Annotated in this window: 14 protein-coding genes; 9 read left to right on the top strand and 5 right to left on the bottom strand. The window is 36.2% G+C overall.

Annotation, left to right across the window (positions count from 1 at the left end; all coding sequences use genetic code 11):
- The first annotated feature begins 82 nt into the window (after positions 1 to 82).
- The 6 genes from OQ292_RS14265 (at position 83) to OQ292_RS14240 (ending at position 9582) form a co-directional block, all read left to right on the top strand.
- Positions 83 to 3955: an efflux RND transporter permease subunit gene (locus OQ292_RS14265; protein WP_284682812.1), complete on the top strand. Its 3873-nt coding sequence runs from the start codon at positions 83 to 85 to the stop codon at positions 3953 to 3955.
- Positions 3956 to 3980: 25 nt separating this feature from the next.
- Positions 3981 to 5249: a TolC family protein gene (locus OQ292_RS14260; protein ID WP_284682811.1), complete on the top strand. Its 1269-nt coding sequence runs from the start codon at positions 3981 to 3983 to the stop codon at positions 5247 to 5249.
- 25 nt (positions 5250 to 5274) lie between these two features.
- Positions 5275 to 5796, top strand: a complete 522-nt coding sequence (locus OQ292_RS14255) for a TlpA family protein disulfide reductase (RefSeq protein ID WP_284682810.1) — start codon at positions 5275 to 5277, stop codon at positions 5794 to 5796.
- An 8-nt stretch (positions 5797 to 5804) separates the two neighbouring features.
- The gene (locus OQ292_RS14250) at positions 5805 to 7043 is read left to right on the top strand and encodes an exo-alpha-sialidase (RefSeq protein WP_284682809.1); all 1239 of its coding nucleotides are present in this window, start codon (positions 5805 to 5807) and stop codon (positions 7041 to 7043) included.
- A 22-nt stretch (positions 7044 to 7065) separates the two neighbouring features.
- Positions 7066 to 8856, top strand: coding sequence for an efflux RND transporter periplasmic adaptor subunit (locus tag OQ292_RS14245; protein ID WP_284682808.1), 1791 nt, complete (start codon positions 7066 to 7068; stop codon positions 8854 to 8856).
- Between the two features lie 159 nt (positions 8857 to 9015).
- On the top strand, positions 9016 to 9582 hold the full coding sequence (locus OQ292_RS14240; protein ID WP_284682807.1) for a DUF3347 domain-containing protein: 567 nt from the start codon (positions 9016 to 9018) through the stop codon (positions 9580 to 9582).
- 49 nt (positions 9583 to 9631) lie between these two features.
- Here the strand turns inward: OQ292_RS14240 and OQ292_RS14235 are convergent, their stop codons facing one another.
- From OQ292_RS14235 to OQ292_RS14215, 5 genes are read right to left on the bottom strand one after another with little or no spacing between them, the layout of a single operon-like run.
- Positions 9632 to 10138: a hypothetical protein gene (locus OQ292_RS14235; RefSeq protein ID WP_284682806.1), complete on the bottom strand. Its 507-nt coding sequence runs from the start codon at positions 10136 to 10138 to the stop codon at positions 9632 to 9634.
- Positions 10139 to 10176: 38 nt separating this feature from the next.
- Positions 10177 to 10602 carry a hypothetical protein gene (locus OQ292_RS14230; RefSeq protein ID WP_284682805.1) on the bottom strand — a complete coding sequence of 142 codons (426 nt, stop codon included), beginning with the start codon at positions 10600 to 10602 and terminating at the stop codon, positions 10177 to 10179.
- Positions 10603 to 10661: 59 nt separating this feature from the next.
- Positions 10662 to 10805 carry a hypothetical protein gene (locus OQ292_RS14225; protein ID WP_284682804.1) on the bottom strand — a complete coding sequence of 48 codons (144 nt, stop codon included), beginning with the start codon at positions 10803 to 10805 and terminating at the stop codon, positions 10662 to 10664.
- Positions 10806 to 10817: 12 nt separating this feature from the next.
- Positions 10818 to 11321, bottom strand: coding sequence for a hypothetical protein (locus OQ292_RS14220; RefSeq protein ID WP_284682803.1), 504 nt, complete (start codon positions 11319 to 11321; stop codon positions 10818 to 10820).
- A gap of 32 nt (positions 11322 to 11353) precedes the next feature.
- Positions 11354 to 11809 (bottom strand): nucleoside 2-deoxyribosyltransferase domain-containing protein, encoded by a 456-nt coding sequence (locus OQ292_RS14215; RefSeq protein ID WP_284682802.1) that lies wholly within the window; start codon positions 11807 to 11809, stop codon positions 11354 to 11356.
- Between the two features lie 386 nt (positions 11810 to 12195).
- Here OQ292_RS14215 and OQ292_RS14210 point away from each other — a divergent pair, with 386 nt between their 5' ends.
- From OQ292_RS14210 to truC, 3 genes are all read left to right on the top strand, one after another.
- The gene (locus OQ292_RS14210) at positions 12196 to 12480 is read left to right on the top strand and encodes a hypothetical protein (protein WP_284682801.1); all 285 of its coding nucleotides are present in this window, start codon (positions 12196 to 12198) and stop codon (positions 12478 to 12480) included.
- 116 nt (positions 12481 to 12596) lie between these two features.
- On the top strand, positions 12597 to 13151 hold the full coding sequence (locus tag OQ292_RS14205; protein ID WP_284682800.1) for a GNAT family N-acetyltransferase: 555 nt from the start codon (positions 12597 to 12599) through the stop codon (positions 13149 to 13151).
- A gap of 126 nt (positions 13152 to 13277) precedes the next feature.
- A complete protein-coding gene (gene truC / locus OQ292_RS14200) occupies positions 13278 to 14006 on the top strand; it encodes a tRNA pseudouridine(65) synthase TruC (RefSeq protein ID WP_284682799.1) in 729 nt (242 codons plus the stop codon).
- Positions 14007 to 14008: the final 2 nt, after the last annotated feature.

Here is a 14008-nt window from a genome sequence, read left to right as displayed (position 1 = left end):
TATAAACTCTGGCATCTAGCTAATAAACTAAGCTTTTGCTGCCAGACAATTTATTCTGTTTGTTTCATCATATATCAAATTTATGATTAACAAAATTATCAGGTTTTTTCTCGAAAACCGCTTAGTTACCGTGCTGCTTACCTTGCTTTTTATTGGCTGGGGATGGATGCACGCACCATTTAACTCATCAAACGAAACGCTCAGCTGGTTTCCCAAAGAACCGGTGGCAGTAGATGCCATACCAGACATTGGAGAAAACCAACAAATAGTATTTACCCGCTGGGCAGGGAGATCGCCTAAAGACATTGAAGATCAGATAACCTACCCTTTAACATCAGTTTTATTGGGTATTCCCGGTGTAAAAAGCATTAGAAGCTCATCGCTTTTCGGCTTTTCTAGCATCTATCTGATTTTTGAAGAAGACATAGAATTTTATTGGAGCAGAAGTCGAATTTTAGAAAAGCTCAATTCGCTTCCTTCAGGTACTTTGCCCGAAAATGTGCAGCCGGCTTTAGGGCCAGATGCTACAGCTTTAGGACAAATATTTTGGTATACACTCGAAGGCAGAGACAGCACAGGAGCTACCACTGGTGGCTGGGATTTGCAAGAACTCAGAACTATACAAGAGTTTCAGGTTAAATATGCATTAAACGCCGCAGAAGGAGTTTCTGAAGTGGCATCTATTGGCGGCTACTTAAAAGAGTATCAGGTAGATTTAATGCCTGATGCCATGCAGGCAAGACAAGTTACTTTGCCTGATGTGATTAAAGCTGTAAAAGCCAGCAATCTTGATGTAGGTGCCAGTACGCTAGAAATTAACCGTGCCGAATACTTTGTAAGAGGCTTGGGCTACATAAAATCGCTGGAAGATTTAGAAGAAACTGTGGTGAAGTTGAAAGGCAATAGTCCTGTAAGACTCAAAGACATTGCCCATATCAGTTTTGGTCCGGCAGAACGCAGAGGCATTCTAGATAAGTCTGGAGCCGAAGTTGTTGGCGGTGTGGTAATCTCACGCTACGGCGCAAACCCGATGCAAGTGATTGAAGGAGTTAAAGAAAAGATTGCTGAAGTTGCCCCCGGACTTCCACAAAAAACATTGGAAGATGGTACCGTCTCACAATTACACATTGTGCCATATTACGATAGAAGTGAGCTAATTCAGGAAACTCTGGGCACTTTAGAAGAAGCTCTTAGCCTCGAAGTACTCATTACTATTATTGTTGTGGTAATGATGGTACTGAACCTCAGGGTTTCCATATTAATCTCTGGTTTATTGCCACTGGCTGTGTTAATGGTATTTATCTGTATGTATTATGCAGGAGTAGATGCCAACATTGTTTCGCTTTCGGGAATTGCTATTGCCATTGGCACCTTGGTAGATGTGGGAATCATCCTAACTGAAAACCTACTCAAACACCTTGAAAACTGGAAAAGCAGTGGCAAATCAAACAGTTTATTAGAAGTAGTTTATGAAGCCAGTGCAGAAGTATCGAGTGCAATTATTACCGCTGTAGCAACAACAATTATCAGTTTTATTCCTGTATTTACGTTGCAGGCATCAGAAGGCAAACTGTTTACGCCACTTGCGTTTACTAAGACTTTTGCCCTATTGGCAGCAGTTTTTATCACCTTGATTATACTGCCAACATTTGCTTATTTCTTATTCAGCAGTAACCAATCTGTAAAAAAAGCTCAGCAAAGAAAATTAATGCCTTATGTATTAGTATTTGCTGGATTCGTAATCCTGATTCTACATTTCACTTCTCAGGTTGCACTGTGGTTAAGTTTGATTCTTCTTGCTTTGGGAGCAAAAGCACTGGCAGAAAAATACCTTTCAACAAGATTCAATCAATATTCTAAAAAGCGAGTTGATAGTATCTTAATTGTACTAGCAGTTGCTTGGCTACTAGCTAAAAGCTGGATGCCATTGGGTGTAAATATTTCAGGATTTCCGGGTGAAAACATGAGCAATTACCTCTTTACAATTTTGGTGATTGCGCTATTACTTGGCTCATTTTCTTTGTTCAGGTATTTTTATCCAAGACTACTTTCCTGGGCTTTAGCAAATAAAAAATCATTCATTTTTATTCCCGGATTTTTAGTGCTTTTAGGTGCTATGATCTGGCTCGGCTTCGATAGTATTTTTAGTGGAATCGCCAATGTGTCTAAAAAAGCAGGATGGAACTTGAGAACTACTTCATTCTATTCGAGCTTAAATCACACATTTCCGGGTGTGGGTGCAGAATTTATGCCTGCACTAGATGAAGGTGCTTTTCTATTGATGCCGACTTCTATGCCGCATGCTGGCATTGCAGAAAACAAAGCTGTACTACAAATGCTAGATATGGCAGTAACTGCAATTCCAGAAGTTAAATCGGTAGTAGGTAAAGCAGGTAGAGTTAATTCAGCTTTAGACCCTGCTCCTATGTCTATGTACGAGAATGTAATTCAATACAAAAGCGAATACCTCACTGATGGAGATGGCAGAAGAATCAGATACAAAACGGATGATGAAGGTAATTTCATTATTAAAAATGAAGATGGTACTACCAGTAGTATTGATAAAAACAAAGCTTTATACACAGATGTAAATCAACTCATTCCTGATGAAAATGGGCAGTATTTCAGGCAATGGAGATCACACATTCAATCACCAGACGATATATGGCAAGAAATTGTGAAAGCCACCAGTATTCCCGGAGTTACCTCTGCACCTAAATTGCAGCCTATCGAAACTCGATTGGTTATGCTGCAAACAGGTATGCGCGCACCTATGGGAATTAAGATTAAAGGACCTGATTTAAATACGATTGAAGCTTTTGGTTTAGAACTGGAAAAGTTACTCAAAGAAGTGCCTTCGGTAAAAGCACAAGCTGTTTTTGCCGAAAGAATTGTTGGCAAACCGTATTTAGAAATCGATATAGACAGAAACAATGCTGCTCGCTATGGCTTAAGCATTCAAGCAATTCAACAAATCATTGAAACGGCCATTGGTGGCATTCCGCAAACTTCTACTGTAGAAGGTAGAGAGCGCTATGCAATTAGAGTACGCTATGCGAGAGAGTTAAGAAATACGCCAGATGCTTTGGAACAAATATTTATTCCATTACCAAATGGACAAAACATTCCATTATCAGAAGTGGCAACCTTCCATTATGCACAAGGGCCACAGATGATTAAAAGTGAAGACACTTTCCTCACTGGCTATGTTTTATTCGACAAAAATACGGGTTATTCTGAGGTAGAGGTAGTTGAAGCTGCACGCGATTATTTACAGCAAAACATAGATAATGGAAACTTAGATGTACCGAACGGTGTGAGTTATCGCTTCTCTGGAAGTTACGAGAATCAGTTGAGAGCATCTAAAAGACTCTCAATTGTGATTCCTCTGTGTTTGCTCATTATTTTGTTGATTCTCTATTTCCAATTCCGCTCGCTCATTACTTCAATCATGGTGTTTACAGGTATTGCAGTCGCATTCTCAGGAGCATTTCTATTAATCTGGCTATATGGCACCGACTGGTTCTTAAACTTCGATCTCTTTGGAATCAATCTCAGAGAAATGTTTCAGGTAAAAACCATTAACCTGAGTGTAGCTGTTTGGGTTGGTTTTATCGCCTTGTTTGGCATCGCTACTGACGATGGAGTTTTAATTGCGACTTATTTGCAACAATCATTTCAAAAGGTAAAACCTGAAAATAAAGAAGAAGTGAGAAAAGCCGTGTTAGATGGCGCACTTAAAAGAGTGAGACCTGCATTAATGACCTCAGCCACTACCCTATTGGCATTACTTCCAGTAATTACCTCAACTGGTAGAGGTTCGGATATTATGATTCCAATGGCTATCCCTTCTTTTGGTGGAATGTTGGTCGCTTTAATCACCTTGTTTGTTGTACCGGTTTTATATGCTTGGAGAGCAGAATATCAATTAAAAAAAGGAGGTATCAATGTTTAACTTCATCAAAATATCGATCCTTAAAATGAGATATAGAAGCTCAGTTATTTGTTTGTTGCTATTTGCTTGCATTCAATCAAGTTTAATGGCGCAAGATGTAAAACTTGAAAACTATCTCCGACAAGCAGCAGATAATCATCCGGCTTTACAAGCGGGTTATAAAAGATGGCAGGCAAGTTTAGAAAGAGTGCCACAAGCAGCAGCACTTCCCGATCCGAGTGTTTCTCTGGGTTATTTTATATTGCCTGTAGAAACCCGATTAGGTCCACAAAGGGTAAAGCTTTCTGTAAATCAACAGTTTCCTTGGTTTGGTACTTTAAAAGCGAGAAAAGACCTTGCTTCTCAACAGGCAGCGCTTGAGTATGCTAAATTCGAATCATTAAAAAACGATTTGTTCTTCGATGTTAGAAAGCTGTATTATGAAATCTATGGCATTTCTCAGCAAATCAGTTTGAGAAAAAACATGCTTGAAATTCAGAAAAGTATGGAAAACATCGCTTTGGAAGCTTATAAAAATGATTTGCAGAATCTTTCGGAAGTACTCAAATTACAAATGGATATCAGAGAGAATGAAACTGCTATTCAAAACCTGAAAGCTGATCTTTCGAGCAACTATATTTTACTTTCTGAAAAAACTGGACAAAGACCTTCTCAAAACCAGCAAATTCAACTTTCAGTAGCTGATACATTACAGACTTCACCTTTACTTTTTACACTTGAAGTTTTACAAGGTTCAGCGAGAAATAGTAACCCAAAAGCTTTTGCCATGCTACAAGATGTTTCTGTGGAAGACAAGGCTTTTAGTGTAGCCAAGCAAGATAGCAAAGCTAAAATTGGTACTGGTTTAGACTATGGCATTTTAGGACAAAGAACGGATGCGAATCCAGAAAATAACGGTAGAGATATTTTAATGCCGATGGTGAGTGTGAGTATTCCAATTTTCAACAAAGAAAAATATCAGGCTCAACAGCAAGAAGTAGTTCTGAAAAAAGAAAGCAAACAATCAGATTATGAAGCTTTTATCAATCAACTAGAAGCAGAAATTGCCAAAGCTTGGACTGAATATAAAAATGCTGATAGAAATCTAAAACTGATACAAGAACAGCAGGAAACTTTATCACAAATAGAAAGACTTACAACTAGTCGCTATAGCAATACTGAAGCTGGTTATAATGAAATTCTGACTGTTAAGTTGGCTAAAATCAAACTCGATCTAGACAAAGCAAAGCTATCAGTTCAACTGGCTGTAGCCAAAGCAAAACTGCAACAACTTTGTGGAATTGAAAGATTATAAATTGTTTAATAATTAAATAAACACGATGAACCCTGATCTATTAAAAACCTATTATTCAATTACAAAAATCAAGATTGCCAAACATTGGTTTTTCTTGAGCTTACTAGCTGGATTAGCTTTTTCATGTAGTAACGAAAACCAAGTTGAGCAACATTTGTCAGACCTCAAATTGGTTGATTTAAATGGAAAAGTTATATCACCAAAAGAACTGGAAGGCAAAAAAGTATTTCTCAATTTATGGGCAACCAATTGCAGGCCTTGTATTCAAGAAATGCCTTCAATTAAAAGCGCTGCAGAAGAATTAAAGAATGATAATTATATCTTTCTTGCTGCTTCTGAAGAAAGTATTGATGAAATTAAGAAATTTGCTAGTAGTAAAGATTTTGGATTAGACCTTATACAGATTCAAACTCCTGTAACAAAACTGGGAGCTTCAGCACTGCCTCATACACTCATCTTTAATGAAGATGGCGAGCTGATTTATCAGCATACTGGGGCTGCTACTTGGGATAATCCAGAGATGCTAACTAAACTATTTTCATTGTAATCAATATCATGAAGAAATTTCTAATTATATCAGTTCTGGCTTTAGCGCTATTCAGTTGTAATAAAGAAAACAAGATGAGTAAAGGAAAAGAGACACAAATCAATTTAATTGAAGTGCCTATAAATACTGTTTCTTCTCAAACTCCTAATTTCTTTAGCAATAATGAAAACCTATACCTAAGCTGGATTGAAACAGAATCTACTGAAAATAGTGAAACCAATTTTCTCAAGTTTGCCCTACTCAAAAATAACCGTTGGCAAAATCCGCAAACCATTTCTAAAGGAAACAACTGGTTTGTAAACTGGGCAGATTTCCCCACATTGGCTGTAAGTCCAGATGGATGGATGGCTTCGCACTGGTTAGCTAAAAGCAACGAAGGTACCTACGATTATAATGTAAACATTAGTGTTTCAGATTCTGGTGGGGTGAACTGGAAAACACCTTTTATACCACATATTGATACATTGCCAGCAGAATATGGCTTTGTAAGTATGATGCCTCAAAAAGATAAAATGATGGCTGTTTGGCTCGATGGCCGCTTTACCAAAGATGACTCTGTAGCTAACGGTGGCGCCATGACATTACGAACTGCGGCTTTCGATAGCACAGGTACAATTTCAGACGAAATGCTGCTAGATGATCGTATCTGCGATTGCTGCCAGACTGATCTAACACAAAGTGATTTAGGAACATTTGTGGTTTATAGAGACAGAACAGAAAACGAGATTAGAGACATCTATTTTATGAAAAAAACAGGCAGAAAATGGTCTAAACCCAAAGCTGTTTTTACAGATAAATGGAAGATTAGTGGATGTCCTGTAAATGGTCCTGCTATAGCATCTCTCAACAAATCTGTTGCGGTAAGCTGGTTTAGTGCACCTGAAGGTGAGGCTAAGGTAAAAGTGGCTTTCTTCAACGAAAAAGGCAATGCGTTTGAACCTCCTTTTATCATTAGCGAGCACCAACCACTTGGCAGAGTAGATGTAGTGTTAGTGAATGAAAATACAGCTTGGGTAAGCTGGCTAGAAACTAAAGGAGACAATGCATCCATTAAGCTTGCAGAAGTAGACAGAGAAAATGGCGTGCTTTGGCAAACAGACTTGATAGACACTTCAGCAGCTCGCTCATCTGGTTTTCCGATAATGGAAAAGCTAGGCAACAATATTTGGTTTACTTGGACTAAAGTTGAAAGCCCTGATATAAAAAAAATAACAACAGGCTACATCAGTCTGGATAATGAGATTTGAGAACCGATTTAATCAGAGACTCATGGAAAAATTTAAAAATATTATTCAATCTAAAAATATACTTGTAGTAGTAAGTTTGCTTGTCGGGCTGCTACTCGGTTGGTTGTTTTTCAGTTCTAATAATGAAATGGAACATAACCACTCAACTGGTGAAAATACAAGCTCAGCTAGTTCTTGGACTTGTTCTATGCACCCTCAAATTAACCTACCAGAACCGGGTAAATGTCCGATTTGCGGAATGGATTTAATCCCTAAAAGTGATTTGAGTGCTACAGATGATAGTCCCATAAGACTACAAATGACTGCGCAAGCTGTAAACCTCGCCAATATACAAACCACTACTGTGGGTACTGAGGCGAGTAATGGTGAAAGCAATAAAAGCATTTTGCTGAATGGAACAGTACAGGAAGATGAGCGTAAAATTTATAGTCAAACTGCACATTTTGCTGGCAGAATAGAAAATCTGGCGGTCAACTTTAAAGGAGATTATGTAAGCAAAGGCCAAACCATTGCCACTTTGTATTCTCCTCCTCTGGTGAGTGCGCAACAAGAATTATTAGAAAGCCACAAGCTTTTTAAAAACCAACCAGAAATTATAGAATCTGCTAGAGAGAAACTAAGAAGGTGGAAACTAAGCGACGAACAAATCGCCAAGATTGAAAGCAGCAAAGAAATAATTACCACTTTCCCGATTAAGTCAAACTTTTCGGGAGTAGTAAAAGAGCTCAAAGTCTCTTTGGGCGACCATTTAATGGAAGGTGAAGTAATGATGACAATTAGCGATTTGTCTCACCTCTGGGTAGAGTTTGAAGTTTATGAAAGCGAATTACCATTTATTCATGTAGGAGATGAGATTGAGTTTACAGTGAATGGCATTGCTGATAAAACCTTTAAATCTAAAATCACTTTTATTGATCCGATTATTGCAAAAGACAGTCGCATTGCTACTGTTAGAACAGAAGTTAGTAACATTGGTAGGCAGTTAAAACCAGAAATGTATGCCAGAGGTAAGCTAGTTGCCAAAAGCAATAATGGCTCAAAAACCACCCAAATGCTTACCGTTCCTCGTTCTGCTGTTATGTGGACAGGAAAACGCTCTTTGGTTTATGTAAGCATTACCGATGCGCAAGTTCCTACTTTTGAAGCCAGAGAAGTTACATTGGGTTTAGCTTTAGAAGATGCTTATGAAATATTAGATGGCTTAAAAGCAGGTGATGAAGTGGTAACAAATGGTACTTTTACGGTAGATGCTGCCGCACAACTCAACAACAAAGGCAGCATGATGAACAGAGATGTAATGGTAAAAAATGCATCACACGAACATCATATGATAGACATGGAAATGCCAGATTTTTCTGATAGTACCAAACCGGAATTTAAAAAGAAGCAAGAAGAGTTCTTAAATGAATACTTTGAGCTAAAAAATGCACTGGTTACTTCTGAATACGAATTAGCAAAAAAACATAATGCACAAATGCTCAAGTTAATTGAAGGTCTTGCATCTGTTAATTCAGCCGAAGCTGATGAATACTTGAAGAAGCAAAAAAGTATCATTATAAAACATAGCAAAGCTATTAACCAAGCAAAAAATATAGATGCCCAACGCAAGTATTTTATTGAATTATCTCAAGCTATAATTGCTTTAAGAAAAGCTTTTGGCGGAGAAGAAAACCTATTTGTGCAATACTGCCCAATGGCAGATAACAACAACGGCGCTTACTGGTTAAGCCAAAATAAAGAAGTTCGCAACCCATATTATGGAGACATGATGCTCACCTGCGGTGAGGTTAAAGAAACACTTAAATCAGAATAACATGAAACAATGTTGTGAAAACTGTAACTGCGATAATGGAAAGAGCAGTAAATGGAAACTCTACAGAAACTGGGTTTTTGTGGCTATTTCACTAATTATAATAGTACATACTATCATTCAATCTATATAATTTTTAATTACCTTTTAAAACAAAATAACATGAAAAAAGTAAGTTTAAAGTCCATACAATTAATCATGTCTTTGATTGTAGCCGGACTATTTTTTACATCTTGCAATAGTGCTTCTCAGAATGGTTCTGCTGAAGATCATACAGTAGCTGGAACAGAAAGCGAAGAAGAGTCTGAAGCTACTATGGTAAATTTCGATGAAGTTTATTCGTCTATAAACTCACTTACTGATGCTTACATGGTATTAAAAGATGCTTTGGTTGCCAGCAATGCAGAGTATGCTCAAAAAGCAGCTGGTAAGTTAACCGAGTTAACAGATGGCGAAATTAAAGAGGCCGCAGAAGGAATTGTAGCAAGTACAGATGTGAAGAAACAAAGAGAATTTTTTAACACCATCTCTCAAAAAATGTATGAAATGTTTAAGGCAGATGAAAGTACAGTTGATGCCAAAATATACAAACAATATTGCCCAATGGCTTTTAATAATGAAGGTGCTTATTGGTTAAGTACAAACGAGGAGATTATGAATCCTTACTTTGGTGATATGATGTTGCACTGCGGTAGAGTAGACGAAACCTTAGAAGTGGCCTCAAATTAAAAAAGAATGGGTTGCAGTAGTACCAGCTGCAACCCATATATCTATTTATCTAGAAGGTAATTTTAAGTCCTAAACCAGGATCGATAAGTGCCCCAACATCTCCCTCAGTATCAACCTCAACAAAAGGCTTTAATCCCATACTAACAGCCAAAGGCACTCCATCTGGAAACTTATATTCTAACCCTACAATACCATCAATACCAATTCCAATATCATCATTATCTCGATCTCTAATATCTCTGTTAAATCCAGAATTGAAATTATTTGGATCGCGATAAAAAGCAATGTGTGCACCTGCACCGTAGTACCAGTGTAATCCTCTTACGTCAAATGCTTGTGGGTGTCTCTCGATAAGTCCAGTAAGGCTGAACCCATTCCCGAAGAATCCTATAATTCCTTCTACAGCAGCGTTTGGTTTATAGTTATGTTTAATGGTTAACCCTGTTGTACTCCCAAATCGAAGTCCAACAGCAGTATTATAATCCTGCGCTTGCAGGTTTGAGATCATAAAAAATGAACTTATTACTAATAGTAATCCTAGCGTCTTAGTTCTCATGTTAGTGCATGTGTTTGATTAATATTTCGGTTAAGTAATTAAGCTGCGTACCCTTGCAACTGACCTTTAAAAAACCTGAGTTGCATTCCCAGTAAAATAAGCGTTTGGTTATCCCACATAAATCCATAGCTGTATCTTAGTGCTTTTAGAAGGTTAATTATGTTTACACAGCATTTTCTTTCCGTTAGTAGTTCTGTAGTACTCATTCCAGCAAGTCTTTCTTTTTTGATTTTAATACCAGAAATTAGATTTGCAGCCATTTTTTTCATTTCAAAAGCTTTCTTTTTACCAGAATTCTCTATCAAAAAATTGATGTTTGAAATATAGTTTTCAAGCTTTTTTTGTACTTCTGTATTTACTTGAAGCATAGAAGTTAACTCTGATTTTTTATCATCAATAGCATCTATATTTCCAAAACTGCTTACAAATTCATTTTCTGTATTTACTTTCTTGTAGATTAACATATGCTGGGTTGTTAGGTTAATTGGTCTTCTATTCTTATTTAGTATATTTCTTTCAAGTATTACTCGTGGTTATTCATAACAAAAACATTGTTAGGGATTTCTTGAGTTACGGTATCGTCGCTGCTATCAATGCTTTTGAAAAAAAAATGTATAATGTTTAAGAGCAGCATAAAAGCGAGAAATAATTTTATTGATTTTTTCATCACAGTTAAGGTTTATTTTAATGCTATGTTATCTCTATCGAATAATCTGTCTAAATCCTCTTCGATATTGATCAAAGTAGTATTTACCTGCTGCTTTACTTTGTTAATGTCTAAACTGGCATCAAGACTTATCTGGTCTAGCTTGTTTTCTAGTTCTCTCTTTTTAGCCCTTAACTCTCTAAGTTCTTCTCTGGCTTCTCTTTCAAGTAGGTCGTCATGCTCTCCTACTTGTTTGTCTAGTTCGTTTATTCTTCTATCTATAGCATTAAGCCTTTCTTGTGTTGCACTTTTAAAATCTTCTACTTCTTGTGCTAGTAGGTTTTTTGTGGTTCTTCCCACATCTTCTAGTTCTTCACCAATGTTTACTGGCGTATAAATATCTTCTGTTTTATCTTCTTCTAGTAAAATTTGATATATAGTAAAAGTGAATGCTACTAGTAGTATAATTTGAAATAATCGCCCGTAAAACCTGCCCTTCTTCCCTGATTTTATTCGGTTTCTTCTATGTCTTTTCATGGTTGAATAAGTTTTGGTTCTATAGTTTCATGTTATTTATTGTATCCGAGAGAAGGCCAAATGTTTTTTATACCATTAAGCCAAGGGCTTTTGCTTTTCTCGTTTAGATATGTTGCTACTTGATGTAATGAATTAAATACTCTACCTCCGTTGGCTTTAACCATTTCTGAAATTTTCTGAAGAGATTTTAGCTGAAAAGGAGAAAAGCTTGCTGATCCTTCTTTGGGTAAAACACAAAGTAGTGTACGAGTTGGGCGCTTGTTAGAATCATCAATTACTTCTGCAATTGAATAATATCCATCCATTTTTGGGGTAAGAACATACAAACAATAGTTGCACTGCTCTCTCTCCAAAAGTTCTCTTTGATATGCTTTTTGATCCCAGTCTTTCACAACCGGGTTAAAGTAGTCAATCTCTAAATTAGGGATTAATTTCTCTCTCCATCTCGATCCGTTCACTGTTCCGCCTAAAAATACTTTCGATTGCATAACCCATATATAAGTTTGGTAATGCTTGTATTAGTAGAAAAATTAATCCAAAAAAAATCATAGTTTATAAACAATTGATTTTCAGTTAATTATAAAATTCGTGATATTTTTTCGTGATAAAAGTTGTAGAAAAACTCTACATTAATGAGAAAAATCAGAAACAATTAAATACTCTACAATGCCTAAATAAAGAGACAAATAGCTCTTATAAACCATTAAAACTGTATAAATAGCTTTTACTAAAATGCCATACATTTTTATCATCAGCAGCATTTATTGCAGTTTCTTATATGCAAATCTCAAAGTAAATAGTGAAGAAGAGCTAAAAATGCAGTTGAGTATATATAGCAATTAAGGTTACACCTTAGGTGAACATCATAAGGAAAATGCTACAGGTTACATTGGTAGGCTACTATTTTTCACACCATGCAGACGATCCTGCGAGATTTAAAAGGTGCTTAGATTTTACTGAAACTGAAATAGCTCAGTTTTTTGAATTAGTTAAAAAAGCAGAAAAAAAATATTTAGAAGTTGAACCATTGACCTATTCTTGGGATATACATAATTACGGATATATCAATATTACAACGCAGCGTAACATTACTCGAACAGAAATTTATGATAAAGAGATACTTCTTCAAATAACCACTCTTCTACATACCAACAATTAAGGTAAAATACTTTTTTGTTTAATTTTTTAGTTTAAATTAGGTCTATTCTAATTTAAATGTTAAACAAAACTATGTTACTTTTGTAATATATAAGCAATCTAGAAGATTAACTTCCAATGGAAGAATTAAGCTTTAATCTAAAATTCTATCATATGACAATTATGCGAAATGAAAATGTTGTTTTACGTCCTTTCTCAGAAAAAGACACACAGACATTAGCAAAGCTTTGTAATAATAAAAATTTATGGGATAACTTAAGAGACTACTTTCCGCATCCTTATTCAGAAGATGATGCTGATTTTTTTATAAACCTCTGCTTAAGCGAAGTTCCAATACAAAACTATGCTATTACCTATAAAGGTAAACTTGTTGGCTCAATAGGGTTAATTCCACAAAAAGATGTACATAGATTAAGTGCGGAAATTGGCTACTGGGTAGGCGAAGATTACTGGGGAAAAGGAATCGCTACAGAAGCGGTAAAGTTGATTACAATGTATGGAAAGAAAGAATTTGGCCTCATGCGCTTTTATGCTGGAGTATATGAATATAACAAAGCTTCTATGCGTGTATTAGAAAAAGCCGGATTTAACCTTGAAGGTATTTTTAAAAAGTCGATTATTAAAAATGGCATTATTGCCGACGAGCACAGATACGGATTAGTAATAGAATAATAAATCTCCGGGAACCAGTAACTTATTAAAGTACTGCATAATTAATTTACCACCAATTACTTGTCTTCTTCTTTTTCAAATTAATTAAACTGGTTTCTTACTATCATCTTTTCTTATTTTTGGCAAATGGACGCTTTAGAAAGTTTGCTCGAAATCTGCTATCAGGATGATTACATTGTAGCTATTAACAAACCCTCTGGCATGTTATGCCATCGCAGTAGCATTGACCCTAATGAACAAGTTAATGCCATGCATACTCTAAGAGATCAAATTGGTAAATACGTATATCCAGTACATCGATTAGACAAACCTACCTCTGGAGTATTACTGTTTGCTTTAAATAATGAAATTGCCAGAAAGTTAACTGAAACTTTTACCGAGAGAGAAGTAGAAAAAAATTACCTAGCAATTGCCAGAGGTTTTACCTTAGATAATGATAAAATTGATTATCCGCTTAAAAAGATGGTGGATAAAAAAGACAAACATAAAGCGAAAGCCAATGTTACCCAAGACGCTATAACAAGCTACACATGTATAAAAAAAGCAGAAATACCCATAAGTAGCGGTAAATTTAATACGAGTAGATACTCTTTGGTTTCAGTTCAACCACATACTGGAAGGCAAAGGCAAATCCGCAGACACTTTAAACACATCTTCCATCCAATTGTAGGAGATACTGCTCATGGAGATGGTAAACACAACCAAATATTTAGGGAGCATTTTAACTGTTACAGATTGTTATTGCATGCTCAGTCTCTAACTTTAAATCACCCTGTAAGTAATGCAAAGATGGTAATAGAAGCCGGTCTTGATGATACTTTTAAGCGGATTTTAAATGAAGTATTTAGAGAGTAATT

The sequence above is a fragment of the Chondrinema litorale genome (genome assembly GCF_026250525.1).
Lineage (GTDB): Bacteria > Bacteroidota > Bacteroidia > Cytophagales > Flammeovirgaceae > Chondrinema > Chondrinema litorale.
The sequence above is the reverse complement of the archived record's forward strand: the minus strand, read 5'-3'. Positions and strand labels throughout refer to the sequence as shown.

Coding starts and splice junctions, on each gene's coding strand:
- OQ292_RS14265 (WP_284682812.1), top strand. CDS start 83: ATGATTAACAAAATTATCAGGTTTTTTCTCGAAAACCGCTTAGTTACC.
- OQ292_RS14260 (WP_284682811.1), top strand. CDS start 3,981: ATGAGATATAGAAGCTCAGTTATTTGTTTGTTGCTATTTGCTTGCATT.
- OQ292_RS14255 (WP_284682810.1), top strand. CDS start 5,275: ATGAACCCTGATCTATTAAAAACCTATTATTCAATTACAAAAATCAAG.
- OQ292_RS14250 (WP_284682809.1), top strand. CDS start 5,805: ATGAAGAAATTTCTAATTATATCAGTTCTGGCTTTAGCGCTATTCAGT.
- OQ292_RS14245 (WP_284682808.1), top strand. CDS start 7,066: ATGGAAAAATTTAAAAATATTATTCAATCTAAAAATATACTTGTAGTA.
- OQ292_RS14240 (WP_284682807.1), top strand. CDS start 9,016: ATGAAAAAAGTAAGTTTAAAGTCCATACAATTAATCATGTCTTTGATT.
- OQ292_RS14235 (WP_284682806.1), bottom strand. CDS start 10,138: ATGAGAACTAAGACGCTAGGATTACTATTAGTAATAAGTTCATTTTTT.
- OQ292_RS14230 (WP_284682805.1), bottom strand. CDS start 10,602: ATGTTAATCTACAAGAAAGTAAATACAGAAAATGAATTTGTAAGCAGT.
- OQ292_RS14225 (WP_284682804.1), bottom strand. CDS start 10,805: ATGAAAAAATCAATAAAATTATTTCTCGCTTTTATGCTGCTCTTAAAC.
- OQ292_RS14220 (WP_284682803.1), bottom strand. CDS start 11,321: ATGAAAAGACATAGAAGAAACCGAATAAAATCAGGGAAGAAGGGCAGG.
- OQ292_RS14215 (WP_284682802.1), bottom strand. CDS start 11,809: ATGCAATCGAAAGTATTTTTAGGCGGAACAGTGAACGGATCGAGATGG.
- OQ292_RS14210 (WP_284682801.1), top strand. CDS start 12,196: ATGCTACAGGTTACATTGGTAGGCTACTATTTTTCACACCATGCAGAC.
- OQ292_RS14205 (WP_284682800.1), top strand. CDS start 12,597: ATGGAAGAATTAAGCTTTAATCTAAAATTCTATCATATGACAATTATG.
- truC (WP_284682799.1), top strand. CDS start 13,278: ATGGACGCTTTAGAAAGTTTGCTCGAAATCTGCTATCAGGATGATTAC.